Origin of the sequence: Alcanivorax sp. NBRC 102024, from assembly GCF_001602235.1 — a bacterium.
In the GTDB taxonomy this organism is placed as follows: Bacteria; Pseudomonadota; Gammaproteobacteria; order Pseudomonadales; family Alcanivoracaceae; genus Alcanivorax.
The window spans coordinates 17,313-37,154 of the sequence record NZ_BDAS01000006.1; the positions used below are offsets into that span (position 1 = coordinate 17,313).

16 protein-coding genes are annotated in these 19,842 nt (G+C 47.6%); 4 read left to right on the forward strand and 12 right to left on the reverse strand.

The genetic code is table 11. From position 1 onward, the window contains the following. Positions 1 to 741: 741 nt before the first annotated feature. Genes A0251_RS10775 through A0251_RS10790 form a run of 4 tightly spaced genes read right to left on the reverse strand, consistent with a single transcriptional unit; the run spans position 742 to position 3,097 of the window. A complete protein-coding gene (locus A0251_RS10775) occupies positions 742 to 1,071 on the reverse strand; it encodes a hypothetical protein (protein WP_062816856.1) in 330 nt (109 codons plus the stop codon). A gap of 31 nt (positions 1,072 to 1,102) precedes the next feature. After that, complete coding sequence (locus A0251_RS10780; protein ID WP_197461910.1) at positions 1,103 to 1,915, reverse strand: hypothetical protein; 813 nt, start codon at positions 1,913 to 1,915, stop codon at positions 1,103 to 1,105. 3 nt (positions 1,916 to 1,918) lie between these two features. Next, positions 1,919 to 2,365, reverse strand: a complete 447-nt coding sequence (locus tag A0251_RS10785; RefSeq protein WP_062816857.1) for a hypothetical protein — start codon at positions 2,363 to 2,365, stop codon at positions 1,919 to 1,921. A 9-nt stretch (positions 2,366 to 2,374) separates the two neighbouring features. Beyond that, a complete protein-coding gene (locus A0251_RS10790; RefSeq protein WP_062816858.1) occupies positions 2,375 to 3,097 on the reverse strand; it encodes a hypothetical protein in 723 nt (240 codons plus the stop codon). Positions 3,098 to 3,497: 400 nt separating this feature from the next. Here A0251_RS10790 and A0251_RS10795 point away from each other — a divergent pair, with 400 nt between their 5' ends. The 4 genes from A0251_RS10795 to A0251_RS10810 are packed head-to-tail and all read left to right on the forward strand — an operon-like array spanning position 3,498 to position 11,695. Next, positions 3,498 to 3,779 (forward strand): hypothetical protein, encoded by a 282-nt coding sequence (locus A0251_RS10795; protein WP_062816859.1) that lies wholly within the window; start codon positions 3,498 to 3,500, stop codon positions 3,777 to 3,779. Between the two features lie 3 nt (positions 3,780 to 3,782). Further along, positions 3,783 to 5,237, forward strand: coding sequence for a DUF4041 domain-containing protein (locus A0251_RS10800; protein ID WP_062816860.1), 1,455 nt, complete (start codon positions 3,783 to 3,785; stop codon positions 5,235 to 5,237). A 36-nt stretch (positions 5,238 to 5,273) separates the two neighbouring features. Next, positions 5,274 to 10,244: an AAA domain-containing protein gene (locus A0251_RS10805; RefSeq protein WP_062816861.1), complete on the forward strand. Its 4,971-nt coding sequence runs from the start codon at positions 5,274 to 5,276 to the stop codon at positions 10,242 to 10,244. Further along, positions 10,244 to 11,695, forward strand: a complete 1,452-nt coding sequence (locus A0251_RS10810; RefSeq protein WP_062816862.1) for a hypothetical protein — start codon at positions 10,244 to 10,246, stop codon at positions 11,693 to 11,695. Before A0251_RS10805 ends, A0251_RS10810 begins: the two co-directional genes overlap by 1 nt. Before the next feature lie 157 nt (positions 11,696 to 11,852). Here the strand turns inward: A0251_RS10810 and A0251_RS10815 are convergent, their stop codons facing one another. The 8 genes from A0251_RS10815 to A0251_RS10850 all read right to left on the reverse strand — a co-directional run bounded on the left by A0251_RS10815 (position 11,853) and on the right by A0251_RS10850 (position 19,718). Further along, positions 11,853 to 12,689, reverse strand: coding sequence for a hypothetical protein (locus A0251_RS10815; protein WP_062816863.1), 837 nt, complete (start codon positions 12,687 to 12,689; stop codon positions 11,853 to 11,855). Beyond that, on the reverse strand, positions 12,686 to 15,505 hold the full coding sequence (locus A0251_RS10820) for a hypothetical protein (RefSeq protein ID WP_062816864.1): 2,820 nt from the start codon (positions 15,503 to 15,505) through the stop codon (positions 12,686 to 12,688). The genes A0251_RS10815 and A0251_RS10820 overlap by 4 nt, the downstream gene beginning before the upstream one ends. After that, positions 15,495 to 16,124, reverse strand: coding sequence for a condensin complex protein MksE (locus A0251_RS10825; protein WP_035460873.1), 630 nt, complete (start codon positions 16,122 to 16,124; stop codon positions 15,495 to 15,497). Before A0251_RS10825 ends, A0251_RS10820 begins: the two co-directional genes overlap by 11 nt. Next, on the reverse strand, positions 16,121 to 17,380 hold the full coding sequence (locus A0251_RS10830) for a hypothetical protein (RefSeq protein WP_062816865.1): 1,260 nt from the start codon (positions 17,378 to 17,380) through the stop codon (positions 16,121 to 16,123). Before A0251_RS10830 ends, A0251_RS10825 begins: the two co-directional genes overlap by 4 nt. A 178-nt stretch (positions 17,381 to 17,558) precedes the next feature. Further along, entirely contained in the window at positions 17,559 to 17,918 is a 360-nt protein-coding gene (locus tag A0251_RS10835; protein WP_062816866.1) for a hypothetical protein, read from the reverse strand. 2 nt (positions 17,919 to 17,920) lie between these two features. Further along, the gene (locus A0251_RS17730; protein ID WP_062816867.1) at positions 17,921 to 18,520 is read right to left on the reverse strand and encodes a 3'-5' exonuclease; all 600 of its coding nucleotides are present in this window, start codon (positions 18,518 to 18,520) and stop codon (positions 17,921 to 17,923) included. Continuing rightward, positions 18,517 to 19,284, reverse strand: a complete 768-nt coding sequence (locus tag A0251_RS10845) for a metallophosphoesterase (protein WP_062816868.1) — start codon at positions 19,282 to 19,284, stop codon at positions 18,517 to 18,519. The genes A0251_RS17730 and A0251_RS10845 overlap by 4 nt, the downstream gene beginning before the upstream one ends. Next, entirely contained in the window at positions 19,281 to 19,718 is a 438-nt protein-coding gene (locus A0251_RS10850) for a DUF6957 family protein (protein ID WP_062816869.1), read from the reverse strand. The genes A0251_RS10845 and A0251_RS10850 overlap by 4 nt, the downstream gene beginning before the upstream one ends. Positions 19,719 to 19,842: the final 124 nt, after the last annotated feature.

Sequence of the window (19,842 nt, forward strand, 5' to 3'; positions counted from 1 at the left end):
GGTGGCTTTGGGGCACCGGTAAGTTTTCGGCTGGGGAAAACAATGGGGCACCTGGAGCGCCGCGTAAAGCTGGCGGTAAATCAAACGGTGTAAGTCCGCAATTCAGAAAGGGGGTGGCGCCCCGCCGAAGCCTTGAGTCATGGGCTGTTGTTCGTAAGGGCAAGGGTTTAAGCGTTGACAGGGAAGGTGCAGGCTCGGTACGGAGCTCCGAGATCACCCATCGGGAGTGCCAGTCTTGGTGGAGGAAGTGGAAGGCTGCGTGCAGCATGTGGCTGTGTAAGTAACAAAAAAGGGCGCCGAAGCGCCCTTTTTTGTTGCGGCTGTTTGTGGGTTGCCATTAGTAATGTCACTCCCACTCTTGGGAAATCAATAAGTTAGACGTTTCTTGCCACACGCGAATCGCACTATTTGCCACAAGTAAAAGCAAAAAATCTGTAACGCCATGATTATAAAGAGATAAATCCACACTTTCAGACGTTGGTTCTGATGGATCGTGAGGCCAAGTTTTCTAAGAGGAGTATAGGATTTTTAGTATATTTTGTGAACTGTCGAGCTTGATAGGAGCTTGTGGTGCTGGCGGATAAGGTGTCAGTTAGCCAAGGATAATGATTGAAGGGGTGGTTAAAAATTAAGCGCTCTGGTGATGCCTTCGGGAGGGCTAGAAAGATGAAGAGCCCTTTTACCCTCGGTTTACTGTGTGTCGGAGAGTCTTACGGGGCCAAGAGGCCCCTGGCTCTAGTCTCAATTATCAATCTGCGCTAAAAGCCGATCCAGCTCGTCTTGCGGCAGGGCTGCCAGCTTCCTCATCTTCTCGCTGACCTTCTGTTTCTCGCTCATGCGAGCCTCGCGTAGCTTGGCACCGGCAGCCATGGCGGTTTCAATGAAATCCTCGTTCCCCTTCTGGTCAAGCGCATAGTCGACCAGATACCCGATCGTGTCGTCTTGGTTCGGGAAGCCCAGCTCCTTGGTCAGGCCTTTCAGGGCTTGGCGGCGGCCTGCAGTCATTCGCAGCGAGGTGCGAACAACCTCGTCGTCGCCGTACTTTTCCTTGAGTTTGTCTGTTTTGCTCATACTGCTCTCAGTTACTGTATAAAACGTTAGTTCAAGATTGGAGGGTTGCTCTATTGTTTTCGATTAGTACTCTAACTTTCTCCAGCAGAGGCATCTTTTGTGCATCAATCGTTTCAGGGTTAACCTTGCTGGAAAGCTGATCTCGCGGTTTTTCTCCCAGGAAGTACTTGATTCTCTCTGCATTTGCACCTGACGCATGGGGAAGTCCAAAGAGCACTTTGTCCTCCCCGAGAACTCCCTCGGATATTAGCTTCTCGAAAACCGCCACTACAGATTTCCCAAGAGGCACCCATAGTGCTTCTGGCAAAGTGGCGATTTCCTCCTGGAGGCCCTGTTTAGCCTGATTCCAAAGATATGGGTTGGAAACCATCTGTTTGTCGCCACTATAGTTGGCTTTATCCTTGAAAACCGGATACCTCAGCGCTGAGGTGTAGTGCACCAGATCCTGCCGGTCTGTGAATAACTGCCCGCAGCTGTTGATATCAAGAAGTTCATTAAGCTTGATATGATCCAGCATCTTCGAAATGTTGTTGCGCATTGCTCCTGCGAAACTACCTGTGTTTTTGGCCATTTTAAGTGAGGCATCCAGATCCATACCCATCTCTCTGGCTGAAATTGCAGCCGTAAGAGCCTTATTAGCCTGTTGCAAACCTGGAGTAATCCCGCAGATTACGAGCTTTGCTTCTTTATTGATCCAGTCGAAGGGGGCATAGAACGTTTCAAGCCCGCTATTACCCGAGGAGATGCGAAGACTCTCAGGTAATAAATCCTTGGGGGTGAAACCGGATGCTGCTTCCAGGTAACTAACGATATTGTGATTGTCCATAATGATTCCTGTATCCATGCTTTAATCTTCTTTGATCAAAAATTCGCCACGAATGGCCTTTAATGTAGCGGCAACCGTGACGCCCTTGACCGCTCCAGAATCATGATCAACACCAAACACGGCATGACCTGGTTTGATCGATTTCTTAAGCTTTCTCAGTTCTTTTCTTGATCGTCGTACTTTTTGGATCTCGCCGTCTAAGCGGTTCAGTGCCTCACAGCTGCCCTCGCCAAGATCTATACGTGCTTGTCTCTTTTGTCGGGTGAGCATTTTTTCTCTGTGCAATAGCTCATCTTCCTCCGAGGCAAGTTTCGTGATTGCTTCCAGTGCCTGGTTTTGGGTAAGGCGAAGTACATAGCTTCGTCCTTTCTGCTCTATGTAATCCGCGTAGCGAAGCAGAATATCTAAGTAGCGCTCACTAAACCCTCTATTGGCCATTCTGTGTTGATAGTGCAAGGTCATTTCCATGGCTCAACCTCAGAAAAAGTCGTACGCAATTTTCAGGAATTGATCGATTGCCGGTTTGTTTTTTAGCAATTGTGAAGGCTTGAACTTCCGGCGACCCTCCAGCCATTTAGCGGCGTTCGTTGTGCTGATGAGTGTCAATCTACAATCAGGATTGAATTTTGCGTCGAGTTCTTTCGCTGCTAAGTTCCGAACGCTCTTTTCTTTCATCCCTGCTAGTAGAGCTACCTCAGCAATTGATAGGTAGTTTTCTTTTCCGCTATAGGCTGCCCAATCAAGCTTCATGCGTGCTGCAAATTGGTTGAGGACTACCAGCATTGATATTGCTGGCCGACCTCCCCAGGACTCTTGAAGGCAGTCAAACAACGCGTTGTAAGAGAGGAAGGCATTCAAATCCAGGCCGAAGTCGAAAAACTCGAGCTCTTCTGCATTGAGTTCTCTTAGATCTCCATTCTCTGAGCGCATCAGAAAGCGAGGGATCCCCTCGATTGCATATAGGTAGAACATCTCTGCCGTATATGTATCGAGTTGGAGATCAGCCATAACGGCTTTGCCGCTCCTACGGTCAACCAGCTTTAATACGAATGGAATGGCTTCCATAAAATCAGACGAGGCATCTTTTATGTCGTCCAAGTAGGTATCAGGGTCTAAATTGCCGACGAAGCTCTCATATTCTTCTCGTATATCTGATGACACAGTGTGGTATGTGTGTCCCGATTCTTTATGATAGTCCATAAATATTCCACCAATCATTCGTTCTGATGTCCGATTTGTGGAAATTATGATGGTTCAGTTTTTCTTGTCAATAAATATTCCATAAAAAAGAACAAAAAAAGGAAAAATATATAATATTTTGCATCAAATATGCCTCAAGATTGTTAATTGGAGGCATAATATGTTGTGGTGGTTGCTAAGTTGTTTGCCACCAATTCACGGCATTCTTCCTGCAAACTGCTCTCATGATGTATGTGCCGGGTTTGCTCCTGCCAAATCGGTGATCCCAAGAGTTGTCATCGCTAACTCTAGGCGATCTAGGTGTTGATTGGTCTGTAATTGACTAATGAACCCCGTTCTATATTGTTCATGTTAAGAACAATCAGACGCCCGCAATGGGCGCAAATGGAACGGAGGGGGCATGGCTAGGAAGCCGAGCGGCCTGAGGACGGCTATTAAAGTCGCCAAGGCTATAGATAGAGCATCAAAGAATGCCGAGAGAGACCGGCAAAGACGCATCAAAGCCCGTGAACGGGAGGAACGGGCAGCCATCCGCAGGGCCGAACAGGCCGAGCGAGCCAGAATCCGAGCTGAGAAGCAGGCGATCAAGGACGAGGTAGAGTACGCCAAAGAACTCTACCAGGATCGCGTAGAAGAGCGCCGGATTACCAAAGAAGAAATCATCGACGAATATATGAGGTAGCACATGACCATCGAGATCATGGCCGTGCTCGCGGGCGTCTATCTAGTCTCTATCCTTGTTACCTTCTTTGTGACCAAGAAGTTGGGTGACAGCAAAATCAAGCAATTCAACACCCTTAGGGCTGCTGTTAAGGCTGCTAAAGAGAAATCCAAGCAGGCAGAGTCCGATCTCCAGGAGATGAACACCAAAGTTCAGGCTTCGCAGGCCCAATTCATTAGCCTGGATCTTGCTACAAAGGATCTGCAGGATCTAAGAGCCAACGCGAATACTATCGCGGAGAAGCTAAAGGCAGATTCCGTGGCTCTTGAAGAACTCAAGACCGTGTTGGCCCAAAGAGAGGCGGAAACCGTAGAGCGGGAGGAAGCACTGCAATCAGTGTTAGCAAAAATCGATCTTTACTCTCGGGTTGATGATTTTGTCGCCTATGGTCACTTCGAGACACCAGATTACCTGTATGAGACCAGTGAAAGGTTTGCAGCTGAGATAAAGTCCCTCAGGGATAAGCAAAAGGCGATGATCAAGGATGGCAGTGCGTTTACGCAGGAAGGTCAGGTTAGCCTGACTGGGGATCCAAGGGTAGACAAAAAGATCATTGATGGGCAAATGAAGCTCCTGATGAGAGCCTTCAATATTGAGAGTGACCTTCTAATCGCAAAGGTCTCACCCTCAAACTTTGACCGTACATTGGGCAGGATTGAGAAACTGGCTAATGATCTAGAGAAGCTGGTAGCCAGTCTCCGATGTGGGATTAGCATCGATTACGTCACGGCAAAGTACGAAGAATGCGGCGTTCAGTACCAGTTCACGCTCAAGAAGAAGGAGGAGCAGGAAGAACAGCGCTTAATCCGGGAGCAGATGCGAGAGGAGGCTCGGGCAGAGAAGGAATTCAAAGATGCTCTGGCTGCCGCAGAGAAAGAAGAAAAGATGTACCAGAACTTGCTGGATAAGGCGCGAAAGGAGCTGGATAAGGCGTCAGAAGAAGAGCGATCACTGGCCGAAGCGAAGATTGCAGAGCTTCAGGCTCAACTTGAAGAGGCCGAAGCTAGGGGTGAACGAGCCAAGAGCCTGGCCGAACAAACCCGTCGTGGGCATGTCTACGTGATGAGCAATATCGGGTCGTTTGGTGAAAATGTGTACAAAATTGGCATGACCCGCCGGCTAGACCCCATGGACAGGGTTAAAGAACTCGGAGATGCCAGTGTCCCGTTCTCCTTTGATGTCCATGCCATCATCTTTGCGGATGATGCTCCAGCCCTTGAGACAGCGCTCCACAGAGAGTTTAGCCATCACCGGGTGAATGCGGTGAATCTCCGAAAGGAGTTTTTCAGGGTGGATCTGAAGAATATTAAGAGCGCCGTTGAAAAGCTAAGCGATGACGAGGCGGACTTCACGACGACTATTGCTGCAGAAGAATACTTCGAAACGAAAAGGTTGAGGGAGCCGAGAAAGGCTCAATGAATTTTATATAAAGGCAATAATTTAAGGGTAAGTATAATGGAAGTGCACTATTGGGATGGTGGGCTGCAAGAACAGGAAGTGCGTGCAATAGAAAAGATTAAAAAAGCATTTGCAGAAAATAAAGAAAATAATTTGAAGAGCGGAAAGCTTAAGTCATTTTCTGATTTAAAGACCTTGAATGAGTTTCCGATAAATTCCTGGAAAGGTTATGCGGGGTTTAGATTTATTGGGAGTGAGGGTAATGAAGGTGAAATTGACCTTCTGATAGTTACTCATTCGCGGATCCTTATCATTGAGCTAAAAGACTGGAATGGAGGGAGTATAAAATGTGTAAGAGGTAATTGGTTAAAGGGGAAAAAAATGATGGGTGGATCCCCTGTTAGTGTCACAAGGAGGAAAGTTTTCCTTGTCAAACAGAAAGTGGATCGCATCAAGCATGAGCTAACGAACAAAGGGTATAGTCCATTTGTCGAATTCTTTGTGGTTATGACAGGAACTTCAAAAATTGACGATCTTCCTGATGACGAAAGGGCGCATACTCTGACATTAAGCGAGTTCTTGGAGTTTGCTGATGAGGACATCTATAACTCAAAATTTACCTTGAAGCATTTTAGGCAAGGCTTGCTGCATAAGGATATCAAAGTTTTTGATGAGCTATTTGCTGGGGCTCAGGTCGAGCCAAAACCAATAGTCATTGATGGATGGATTGAGAAAGAAGAAATATTTAATCACCCGAAGGAAGTTTATCAGGAATTTCGCGCTGTTTCAGAATCATCAAATAATGAAGAGGCGCTTATTCGGAGATGGAATTTCAATAAGTTAGGGACGGCAGCTTCAAAAACCCCTGATGGCAGGTACAAGATCGTCTCTAGAGAGCGAGGGGTTCTTCAGTTTATAAAACACCATAAACTAGATTTGTATAACCATTGCCTGACCTCGCTCACAATTCCTGTAAAGGAGAAAATCACATCTCAGTATAACGAGGTTTATGAATTGCCGCCGGCACATAAACGTCTTAATGAATTTATCGGGCGATACGGTGTAAACCTTTCGATTGAAGACAGAGTTGGAATTGTAAAGCTGCTTTTGTCTAGGTTTTATGATCTTCACAAAATGAAAGTGGCTCATAGAGATATTGGCGATCACAGTGTTTGGATATCGCCAGGAAAAGAAATAGCACTATCAAACTTTATTTCAGCTTACTACGAGGAGATAGGAACGGTTGGAGCTGAAAGAGTTGGGCTGTCAGTAGTAGATGCAGAGGCTCCGCTAGGAATGGATGTGTCAAATCAAACGACACCATTTCAGATGGATGTTTACTCCTTGGCGATTGTTGCTTGGCATATTATTGAGGGGGAAAGGCTTTCGAATGCAAGCATAAGGGATGTCAAGGAGCAGGTGGAGGCCAGCGAGTCATGGTATGCGCCATTGATTCTAAAGGCGCTTAAAGGTGGAAGTTATAAATATGCAGGCGATTTCTTAGAGGAGTTTTTGGTTGCAGAGCCAAGGCAGATCAAAGACGCTCAGTTTGATTTGAGTAAGTTAGAAAAATATAGAAAAGATATTCATCATACCCGTGAGTATAGGGATGTAGGCGATTTCATTAAAGATACAAGCTCAAAAGAAATCTATCCCACGGGTGAAGGTTTGTTGAAGGCTTGGCTAAATGTCAATCCTCTGAGCCTAGCCGAAGGAATGGCAAGGAGGATACATTATTTCCTAGAGTCGATTGAGCGTCTTAGAGAAATCTCTCCAGAATATATCCCAAAAATAAAAGATTTCGGTATTGCTAATAAATCCTCGAGCCTTTTTTTGGTGAGTGAGTATATTAATGCCCCGAACTGGAGTGAGGTGATCCTTAATGAAGAAGGAAAGATTGAAGCTGTTAATCAGTTAATTAAAGCTGTGGAAGGGTTTCATGAGTTAGGTTTTTCGCACGGGGATCTTCATCCAGGTAATGTACTTATATCCCCGGTTGGAGATTTGAAGGTTTATCTTGTTGATACTCCAGACTTTGATTTGGATACAGAAGAAAATTTTTCCCCTAAATATGCCCCTGAAAATATGGTGGATTGCTCTGCTTTCGAGCGAGACATCTATGCTGTAATTCGGATGAGCAGCGAGCTTCTTGGATTGGACTGGTGTGAGGAATCTGAACGTTATCCAGCAATCTCGTCAGCAATAAGAGTAGAGGTTGAAGATCAGGAGTTTGGTTTTAGAGATCTTTCAAGATTTAAAGACGCTCTTGAAAAGCCATCACTTTCGGGGGCGGCCTCGATTGAGACTATTAAGGTTATATTGAAGGGCGACTTTGATCCAGTTACGCTCTATCCAGATAATGGGCAGCTTTATGTAAAGATATCTAAAAGCAAAAACAACAATGAAAAGCAAGCTTTTATAGAGTTTCATGGTGTGGGCGGGATATTTAAATGCTTTTTTTCTAAAGAAGAAGGCTCAATCACAAATGGGCTTCCCCCGCATCAGAGAGGCTTCGTTTCAAAGGGTGACAGAGAGGATGCTAGCTTAGATCTCCCGTTCGCAATATCTATTGAGGCTGGTTATTCATCAGACTTGTCAATGCTTAATGAAATGCTATCAGGTTGTGAGTCCTTTCAGATTGCTCTTGATGGTTATTTTTACTCAGAATCAGAAGAAGCTAAAACCAATGTTATTATCCCTCGGCCTGACTCTGAACCTAACCAGTCAGCTAAAGAAGATGAGGTTAGGATAACAACTCGCCGATTGTGGAAGGCTATTATTGAAACAGAAACTGAATCACTTCCATATTTAGAAGTTGCACATGATGTGGTGCAACCTAAAGATAATAATATGCAGATCGTTGTTCCTTATGAAGCCGAAAAGGATGCTCTTGATAGTTTCAAAAAAGGTGACGATATAGAGGCTATCCAAATAATCAATGACAAAGATTACAAGCTGGGCGAAGTTCTGCTAATAAAATCAACGTTAAAAGAGGTGCGCCTACATAAACTGAGAAATAGAGCTAGACATTTGTCCGAAGGTGACATCGTTTTCTTCAGAACTAAGGCAGATAAATCCTCATATGAAAAGAGAAAAAATGCTTTAGAGCGGCTACTGAAAGATGAGGCTGTCATTAATGGTTTGTGCAATTATTTCGAGCCTGGTTCAGTTTTGGAGCCTGAAGAATATGGTGCATCGTTATCCGAGTCTGATTTCTCGCGATATGACCGTGAAGACGATTATGGGAATGTTATAAGTTTAAACCCCAAGCAGCGTGATGCGTTTCAAAAAATTGCCAACTTTGGCCCTCTTTCATTGCTTCAGGGCCCCCCTGGTACTGGTAAGACTGAGTTTATTGCTGCTTTTGTTCATTACCTTGTAGAAAAGCAAGGTGTAAAGAATATTTTGCTAGTAAGTCAGTCCCATGAGGCTGTAAATACGGCAGCTGAAAGAATTCGGCGCCACTGCATGAGGCTGGATACCCCTCTTGATGTTGTGCGATTCAGTAATAGAGAGGGGGCGGTTTCAGATGGTTTAAAGGATGTTTATTCAAATTCTATTGTTACAGCAAAGAGAGAACTTTTTCGCGCAGAGATAAAGCATAGAATTAAGTCGATGTCCCAGCCAATAGGGCTGGATAAAAAATATTTGTCCGCTCTAATAGAAATGGAGCTGGGGATTTTCTCAAATATTGAGACGCTTATTTCCATAAAGCAACAGATGAGTGATGATAGTAGGAATGAGAGTGAAATTGATGAATTGAATCGGCACGTCAAGAGTCTTGAGGATGCCATAATTCAATCGTTGCTTGATTTTGGTTATGAAGACATCGATGCCATTAACGATATCTTTTCGTTAAAATCCCGGTTGTTAAAAAAGCTTGAAGATGAATACGCAGTCAGACCCAATGAATCCGTTTTGGCAAAGGCATTGGTAAAAATATCGCATGATATGATTGATGTGCTCGGTACCGAAAGGGTTAATTATGACGAATTTTTGGCTCGCTCTCGCCAGTTGGTCACCGGGACTTGTGTGGGAATTGGGCAGCGGCACATTGGGATTTCCACTAACCAGTATGACTGGGTGATTATTGATGAGGCAGCACGATCAATAGCCAGTGAACTTGCTATAGCCATGCAATCTGGTAAAAGAGTTCTCTTGGTGGGAGATCACAAACAGCTTCCGCCGTTGTATTCGGAACCGCATAAGAAGTCCCTAGCAAGGAAGCTAGGTCTCGCAACAAAAGGCCGTGACATTGATGATCTTGTCGCTAGTGACTTTGCTAGAGCTTTTAATTCTAGCTATGGAAAACGTGCTAGTGCTCAACTTTTAACTCAATACAGAATGGCTCCTCCGATCGGTGATTTGGTATCTGGCTGTTTTTATGATGGTGAGCTGGAAAATGGAAAGCGAGCTATTCCCGATGTCTACAAAACGCTTCCTGCATGCATTTCAAAATATGTAAACTGGATCGATACAAGTCAGGTTGGGAATCGAGCTAATCATAAGAGCGATCGTGGGTCGAGTATCTACAATCGTTATGAAGCTGATGTTGTTATCTCTCTACTGAAGGATTTGTCCAGTGATGCGATGTTCGTAGCTTCTATGGCGGGCCTCGTTAAAGATGGTGAGGCAGCTATTGGCGTTATTTGTATGTATGCTGAACAAAAAAGAATTATTAGAACAAAATTTAAAGAGCATGCTTGGTCTGATGATTTTAAACGGTTGGTGAAAATTGACACCGTTGATAGTTATCAAGGTAAAGAGAATAGAATCATAGTGTTGTCTGTTACTCGTAGCTGTGAGGATCGGTCGCCAGGATTTTTATGGTCTCCAAATAGAATCAATGTTGCCCTTTCAAGAGCGATGGACAGGTTGGTTGTGGTTGGTGATTTGAATATGTGGCGTGGTAAGAATTCTGACCTTCCTTTGGGAAAGGTTATATCTTTCATGGAATGTAACAACAAAGATGATGATTATGGTTTTTTTGAGGCTTCAAAGTTGACTTCCAATGGCAGGGGGGAGTGATGGAAGATTCTAAAATTCAGTACCATGAAGTTGATTTTTTGTTGCCTGTTCATAGGTTTAATATCGGGTTTTCTTATCTCTCTAAGCGTGGTCTTCCATTTATTCGGGAGTTTATATTGAGATTGGTTCACCTGGGCCCGGTTAATCAAATGAATTTGGCTGATTTCTTGGGGCTCTCGGAAAGGGAAATTGATGAGGCCATTAACGATCTCCTTATAAAAAGTGAAATAGAATATTGTGACGACGGTTGTGTAACATTGTCCAAAGGCGCGAGAGGATACTTTTCTGATTATGGTGAGTCCCCTCAAGTAGCTACGGTTCAGCAGACCGTATCAACTTTTGCGTTTGAGTTGGTTGGTCTAAATTGTATCGGGTCTAAACGCACCGATGATGATTGGAAATGTGGCGTTTCTGTTGATGTGAATAGCGAGCGAGTTGGTCTAAGTGACCAATACGCAAATAGTAGTTTTCAGAATCAGTTCTACTCACTGCTTGAGAAAGGATATATGAGTCATATTGTGGACTCTGATAAGAAAACTTTTCCATCAATTTACAAGGTGGACTCGGTGACGAGGATTGGTGTGGAGCCGAAAAGAGTCCCTCAAGTTTTTAATATTGACTTTCATGGTGGCATTTTAGAAAGAGACGGGCTTGAAGAATTTGATAATGATGAGGAAATTATTGAGTCAGTTTCTGCTTCTCTTAATAGCATGATGTCAGCTGATAATACTAAGGCTGTTCTGGAGGTGATGGATAGTCTAGATGACAAGGTTTGCAGTCGGTATATCCAGAGTGACCTCTTAGATATTCAAGCCTTTATCTCTGATGTTATCTCTTCGGTTGGGTCTAGAGATAATACGCAGGTATTTTTAGGGCCGTCTTACCTTTCCGCAAATTCACATAGGGTCAGAGGGGCTTTGTCTGAAATATTCGATTCTATGTCTGTCGAACACGTTAATGATATTCCGGATCTTTTGTGGGTCGCCCCCAGTGATAGTTGTTGGGCAATGTCGAATAGGTTTAAAGACTTTAAGTGTGATATTTTCGAAAGGAAAATGACAAAGGGTAAAAAGGCGAAAAGGTTATTCAATCCTAAATTGTATCTTCCATTATTGGGAAATGAGGACAGATCAGGCTATAAGCGATGGAAGAATATTCTCCCCGATCTAAGTGATTGTCATGGCTACATAGATGGGAGCTTTGGTGGTGTCGCTGAATTTATCGTTTTGCCTCGCCGCTTTGCGCTGGTGTCTTACCATGTAGTAAAGCCAGATTATTCATCCGTTAGTGTTCCGATTGGTTTTTTCACGACAGATGCAGCCCTGGTGTCAAATGTTGAAAATTACGTCCTCGGTCGATTAAGTGGGGCGCACGATTTAGATAATGATGTTGACCTTGGCGCATTTTCTGATTTGGCAGGTTCAATTTTCAATACAAAGAGTCATGCTTGATAGATTCTTTATCGACTTCGTAAATATAAAGGTCGGTTTTTTCAGGATTAATAAATCTTGCTTTCAATCGGGTAAGCAATAAAAAGGCCATTATCTGATGGCCTTTTTCTAAGCTTATGATGTATGGCCTCGTTGTGTGGTAGCCATCAATACCTCTTCAAGGGGTACTATCAGAAGCACCTTCTATAAGTAGGTACTCTTGCTCCAGCGCCATCCCTAACTCAATTTGCCATTCTATGAAATTGCTTAATCTGCCGGGCTCTGCCCGAAGCTTCTCAAGGGCTGCCTTGTAAGCTTTCTGGTCTCGCCAGAGCTTCTCGTTACCGTAACGTTCGAGGGTGCTTTGGTCGGCTTGTTCCGGGAGGTAGAGTTCAACCTGGATTTTTGGTGACAGGGTGGCCCTCAGGCTAAGGAAGTTGGTGTAACCAACGGGGTCATAATCTGGGAGCATGACGACTTTTTCGCAGCTAGATTCGGCCAGAAAGCTCTTCATCCGATCACTCACGAATCCTGCATAATAGAGCCAATAGCCTGGTGGGAAACGTTCCGCGATCTTTTCGATGTAAAGCCACATTTCCAAGTTTTCCACCAAATAGACCGTGTCGTCCAGCTTCAAGGGGGAAGGCTGGCCATCCTCCATAATGTGAACTGTCGGAGCAAAATTTGGTGACCGACGAATGTGGAGGGCCCACCTCTGGATTTTGGCGCCGGACTTGCTGTTTCGCCGCGCTCGAACGCTTTCTGCTCGTGATGGGTTGGCTAGATGACTCTCTGTTTCACACCAAGCTGGCCAGTACGTGTCCAGATATTGCTGCAGAGTGTTCGGCCGTGTCACGCGAATAACCTGCCCAGCGCCCCTGCGCTCCTTACGAACACAGTCGCCCCATTCGCTTGATGAAAGCGCCTTTCGGGCGCTGGCAGAAATCTCAGATGCCGGCAAAGCTTTGTTCTCTGCTTGCATAAGCTTGGCCATTGCCCGTAGAAGTGGGGTCATGACTCATCTCCTTCCCCAAAAAAGTCCTGTTGCTCATCGTCATCCTCAAGTGGGTCGTTTGTAATCCAGTCTTGAGTGGTGAACATGATCCCGTCGCTGGTGCGAGCATGCTGAATATCGATAATATACCGGGTCACCTCAGATGCCTGTACAGAGGCGAAAACAGGGATGAACCCCAGTTCGCGGCACACGTTAATCAGCGATTCCTGGTTGGTGCTGTCGATGGCGCCGGCTTCATCCACATAGAAGGGCAGGTACCGGCTTTCAAACAGCTTTGCATCCATCAAGTGCCGGATCAGGTAGATGTTGATGAGCACTTTGATGGTCATCGTTGACCCATTGCTGGCCATCTCATCCAGGTCGGAGGCCTCATTCTTCTTGCCATTAACATCAACCAGGACGAAGGAAAGCTCAAACAGGTCTTCGAGTTGGAGGTCTCCACCCTTGTCATCTACAAAGGCGCCCAGCGTCCGGTTGGCATCATTGGCGACCACCACATTCATGTCCTCTTCCCGGGCCGCGCTGCGGAGCAGGTCTCCGGTCATCTGGTCATCATTGCTCGCGGAGGACTCGATAAGGTGGTAGATGGCATCGATCTGCTTCTGATATGGCCGCAGCTCAATCTTGAACTGCTGAAGATTCGACACCTTCTTCTTGTTAATGCTTCGGTTCAACTCGCTCATCGCACTTTCCAGACGCAGCCAGTTGTCGTAAATGTCCTTCAGGCGGCTGGAGATCTTCGTGATGGCGATTTGATTGAGGCGAATCAGCATTTCCTGCTTTTCGGGCAGGGCGCTGTGATCATCGATCACCTGCTCAATTCGCTCCTCCAGGGTCTCCAGGCTCGCGTGCTTGCTGTACACCTGCAGGATTTCACGATCCGCTGAGTTCAAGTCATTCAGGATGTTGCAGAAAGTCGCGTAAACACTGGTGGCATGGCCCACGGCTGCGGCGATGTCCAAATTCATATCCACATAGCTACCATCGAGATCACGAAGGGTTTTGGTGGTCATGATCTCGTGCGCCATGAAGGTCTTGATCGCCTGCTGATCATCGTTGTGCTTGATCATCTTCTGCTGGGCCTGTGTCTGCCGGGACTCCAGTTGACGCAATTCGTCCACCAGGCCATTCATGATCTTGTTGACCTCATCCAGCTTGGCTTCGGCCTCGGCAATCTCTGTGGTTCGCTGATCCAGGCCTTTCTTTAAATCACAATAGCGGCGGAAATTAATCAGATCCTTGTTCGCGCTGTAGATTTCTTCATTGAGGCGCTTGATCTCACGCTCGGACTTGGCCTTATTCTCTGCCGCATCCAGCTCCTTTTTCAGCTTGATCAGGGAAAGGTCAATCCGATTAATGTCCCGTTTGAGGTCTTCCTCTGTTTCGCCCAGGTTAATTCCTGACACCCCAGAAAGAGGTACCGAGAACCCCTTTGCAGAGAGACGGCCATCAGAGAACTCCCCCTGGCGTTCTTCAATCCAGCGCTTGAGCTGGTTGGCATCCCCCTCAACGGTATCAATGTCGAGCGACAAGATCTCTGGGTTGATGACCCGAGAAGCCTCTTCAAGCACCTCTGGGGCCAGGCCAATTTTGTCCATAATCCGCTGGGAGGAGGTGAGCGCGGCGAGGGCCTTGTTGCGCTGCTCTCTCAGCTTCTCCTGTCGGAGGAGATCAGTCCGGATTTGATCAGGGGTATTGTGACTCGCGCCCTTTAGGGCTTCATTCAATTCCGCCAGCCGCCGCTGATAATCCTCAATCTCGCCAGTAATGGCTTCCTCGGAGGTCAGGGCGAACTCACGATCGGCATTTTCATACTCGTCTTGTTCATCCTGCAACCGACGCAACGCCACCATCAATTCGTCCCGGGCCTGCCTCCGATCCTTATTGCGACTATCGACCAGTTCGAGATCATTTTTAGCGGCCTGAATCTCATTACGGATCAGCTCGGCCTCGCCCTCGGCACGCTCACGAAATGCCATGGCTGTTTGGGCAATGGTGGCCCGGGCCTCTTCGAGCTCATCGCGAGTTGTGCGGTAATAGGACAAGCGATCACTGTACCGCTCAAGGTTCTTCTCCAGACTCTTGAGGGTTACGATCTCGTCTTTCAGCAAGTCATGCTCACGGAAGGCGAGTGAGACCTCCTCAAGATAATTGAATTTTTTGGTGTCGGTGAGGGTGTCAGAGAAGACGTCCAGGATCAGCCGCTTAATGTCACGCTCTCGCATGTCATTGAGCGTAATCAGGTTCTTGTAGATCCTCTTGAAGATGCTATAGCGCTTTTCGCCAGCATTACGCAGGGGTACCAGGGACAGATCATGCTTAACCGGGGTTTTGATGTACTCACCAGAAAGTACCTGGCGGGCCTCATCCCGATTGATTTTGTGGACGCGAGTAGTTTGCTCAAGACGCGCCATGGCCTCCTCATAGGTGAGCACACGGCCGTTATCGATAAAGAATTCGTCCTGGAAGCCTGTCTTGGCCACGAATAGCTGGTACTCATAACCATACCCAGGGCCCTTGCCGTAGGCCCCAAAAAGGAAAACCCCCTCATTTGTGATCAATTCAGCAACGATGTAGCTGCTGTCGGTCTTGAAATAGAACTCCCGGCTCTTGGCCGCATCATACTTCCCGAAATTCATCTCGTTCGTGCTCTTGAACAGCAGGAACTGCAGGGAATTAATCGCCTGGCTCTTGCCCATGTTGTTGTTGCCACAGACGGAAAGGGCAGCATCCATGGGGAAGATGCCATACCGGTAGTCGCCGGAGTTGATCAGGGCATAACGGCGAATGCCGAAGCTCAGGGATTTATTCTTCAATGATAACCTCTGCATCCATACTTTCTTGCTCACGCTGTTGCTGGGACAGCTTTTCACAAACATCCAGGTAGAACCGCATGGAAGGTGTCAGCTCGTATCCCTTGCCATTGGCTGACTCGATCTTCTCGGATACAAAGCCGTAAGTGCTCATTTTTTTGAATGCTGAATCTAGCGACTCCATATCCAGTATGTCTACAGAGGCCAGATGATCCGGGTACCGGTCAAGAAGGGTCTCCATGTCGTGCTCAGTAATCATTTTCGAGTGATCAATCATCGTGATGATGTCCAAGCCAACGCTGGCCAGAACTTCTACCAGGCAGAACGCCAGTACTGCGAACTGTCGGGATCGGCCGGACAACTGGGATGGCTGGCCAACCTCGGGGGCTTCCAGGTAGTAGAACCCCGCGTGGTGATGTTCCAGACTATGGCCGGTCATTCGAAAGAGGAACTTGTAGCCTTCTTCCGCATTATTCAGTTCCTGGAAGAACCTGTGGTCTCGTGTAGAAATGAAATAGCCGGCTCGCAATGAGTCATAGATCTGGGTGGCATTCGGCATAGCTTCTGCTACTGATTGCAGAACCCGGATAATGGCATCGTCATTGGTGGTCACATTGCTCATTGCAGTCCTCTACGTGTCATTCCAATAACACGGTGTCCAAATATGTAGTGTTCCCTGTCACCAGTAATTTCTCTGTCCTGCAACCGGGGGTCGTGGCGAATCTTCATGGTGGCGCTCAGGGCCTCCACCAGATTGGCCTCTGGGAAATGTTCCTGAATCCAAGCCATCACATCGTCTACAGGCCCAGCAGCACCTAATTTTCGAAGGATCTTCTGCACCGGGACGACCTTGCGAGCGCGTGACTCCGATCGCTCTTCTAGGGAAGGAAGCCGGTTCTCCACCCTTGGCTTGCTCGGATCCAGATTAAACAAGAAGGCAACCAGCGCATCACTGCGATCTGGCCGGCTATCCTTGTTACCTGACTTGATGGCAAGCCCCCAATCAATGACCTTCTGATTGGCGGATGATTTACTCTGAATAGAGGGCTCAAGCGCTTTCAGAGCCAAGTTGGCGCCCCGGGTGATATTAGTGTTGAGCCGCGCCTGCTTCACAAGTGGGTAAAGGATCCTCTCCATGTCTGCCAGCACCTGAGGAAGAGCGTCGCGAAAATCCAGAAGACGGTATACCACCCCATGGAGCATATCCCGCTCCGCATCCTGCACCAGGATGCGAATAGATCTGGACTGCTGCCAGGATCGCATATTTGATTCTAAAACCGACTGGGCACGATCGAACAACTCCCCCGGTCGGGCCATTTGATTCAGTGGCGTGACAAATTCATCCCAAGCATCGAGCACGCGAGCATACCGCTCACGAATTGGCAGGTCTTTATCCTGAGTTTTGGCTTTCTCTGCCAGCCGGTAAACCGCCTGACGCGAACCGCGAATTTCCTGGGTCAGGTTCCGGAAATGGCGATCAATTGATTGGAGATAGTGGCGGAAGCCCTCCAGATTCTCGGCTTCAATGGCCTGCTCAAGTTTTTCTCGGTGCAGATCCATGGCCTCAATGCCGGCCTTGATGTTGCCAACCAGCCCAAGCTGCTGCTCTTGGATCAGGTATTCGACCATTTGAAGAACGCCAGGCTCCCACTCCCAGCCTTGTTGGCCGCGTGGGCGGTGCTCCAAAATTCGGGATTGCTCCAGGTCGACCACCATTTCCCGGGCTGTTTTGTCTTTTTTGCTCGTAGGGGGCGCCACGGCGCGAATGACCTTGAGCAGACTGGCCTCGATAATGATGCCGTCGGCATTTTCCTTGTAGAGTTCAGCAATGATCGGCCAGTAATCGGCAAGATTTCTGAGTATTTGCTGTGGATTCATGGCGCCTGAATATATTGCTATGCATGAAAGTGTTAAATCGTGTAGCCCCAGAGTAATGCATATTCCTTCGTGAGTGACCACTAGAGGGGGCGTTTTTTGTTGCCGGATTAGTAGCCTACACTTCTCTAGACTCGTTTAGCGGTTAAAACCCTGTGTTTGAAGGGCTGTGGATGTGGTTTCATGGCGATCTGCCATGAGATTTGCATCTGGTAACGTAATAGCCATCAATACAAACCATACTTCCCAATCCCCCGCAAACATCGCAAATACGGGCGGAATATGCCTCTGCCAATTTGATGAGCCCTCCGTGATAACTTGAGCAAGCCACCGCGTAGAAGCGTAACTTCCCGAATTTCTCCTTCACCTGTAGTGCCTTAACTTCCGATGCCCCTTGCTCTGTACTCTTCACCAGCAGGCGACATAGGGTGTCAACGAGCGGTATCCAGCCAGGGCCTACTGCAACTGGGTAAATGAACTGTTCGTGATTGAACAGGCTTGGATATTTCTCTTCTAGCGACTCTTTGGGGGCTTCTGACATGGCTATGTCCTCTCGCCTTGCTCTGGATATGGCGTCCACCTGGCTACAGCATGGTTGATCAGCTGTCGGGAGATACCGGGTAACAGCTTCGCGATGTTGCGAACGTCATCAATTCCTCTGTGATGCGTTCCCTCTGGCGGGATGCCTGCATACGCCAAAGCCCGAGTCATTCCTCTCGGAGGTATGCCTTGCGACCTCGCCCAGAGGCGTTTCAAGTTGATGTGGGGTACACCTAGGAATTCAGGGGTAGCGCAATGTCTGGCCTTCTCCTCAAGCAACTGATTTCGGTCGTAGTTGCCCCAGGATCCCCAAACCAGTCCTCTGACCCGCTGGCCAAGCCATTCATCCACCAGCTGGCATGCTTCCGGGTAACCTGGGGCGCTATCTACGTTTGATTGGGTGATGTTCGTCAGTTCCGTGCAGAATTCGCTCAAAATTGGGTGGAGTAGCGGTTTCACGAAGGTGCTGAAATCATCAAGTACGGTGCCGTCCGAGGCGACAAGAGCACATCCGATCTCAATGATCTCCTTCTCGGCAGGAGCCGTATGCTTGTCCCGCCAGCATGTTGCCTCCAGGTCTACGACCAGGATTGGCCGGCTCATTTGTCCTTTCCTCCTTTGAGATCGATCACCAGGTCAGGTTTGAAGCCTGTTTCCTGACCGGGATAGCCGGCAGGATTAGTTACGAGTCGGGTTTGCTCGACAAGCGTGTCCAAAGCCGCGTGCGTATGCCCGTAAAACCAGAAGTCCGCTTGTGCAACCAGGTGGTCTAAGTGTGAGCAGTAGGCATTACTGACGATGCTCCCTGTCCATTTCGGATGGACGCATAGCTGGGACGGGCCATGGTGGCTCACGACAACCGTGGTTTCGTAGTCGCCGCGTTCCTGAAGACGTTCCTCAAGCCACTCAATGGCATTGCCATGTAGCATTTGCGCGTGGCCGGGAGAAAATAGCCACTCTCCGTACCTAATCAGGCGGTGATCAGACATGGCACGGCGGATCTGGTACTCCACAAAGTATGGGTGCTCTCCTGTGAGCTGGTAGTCAGTCCACAGGGTTGTGCCAAGGAATCGCACCCCATCAAGCACGACGGCTTCATTGTTCAGGTAGTGCACCCCGAGCTTCGTAGAATGAATTCGCATGGCGATATCGTGACTAACTAGCTCTGTGCCGTAGAACTCGTGGTTTCCAGCCACATAAATGGCGGGCACTCCGAGCCGTTGAGACTCCTCGGCAGCCCAGGTGATTCCGCCTAGGCCGCTATCAATGTCTCCCGCCAAGATAAGAATGTCGAAATCCAGATCTTTCACTCGGTACGGGTCATCCCTGTGCTCATTGTGGATATCTGTCAACAGATGAGCCTTCATACGGACTCCTTAATCCGCGCTGCGTGATCGAGGCTCATGCGCATGCGGTAGCCCTTTCCCAAGAGCACATAGAGCGTATTGCCGGTCTCAAGCAGGCCATTTCCGAGATCATTAGTGACAGGAGTGCTGAAAACATGACTGCCCAGCGGCCAGCGTTCCCGGAAGTCATTAATCAAAAATTGGGAGTACAGAACCGTGGGGTTAATCCCGTTAGCTTCTAGCTGAGCGCTCTGCCGCTCATCCAGGTCGAGGCCAATAATGACCCAGGCTCCCACGATGCAAGGTGGCTTCCTGGAAACGGACTGGGCCTCAGCGATAACCTCCTCGACATCCTTGCCTTCGTAGTTGGAAAACAGAATCTCCTCCGACAAGCCATTGAAATCAAACTGCGATCTGAAGTCCTCGAGCTCGAAAATGGGAGTGAATGGCAGCATGGTCTATCTCTGATCAGTGAGTGCCCTTTGACGCTATTCTTGGTGTCACAAAAAGTCAAATAATCGAATAAAAACAATGACTTAATAAACCATAAAGTAATTGTCTTGCTTGTTAGTCTTTGAT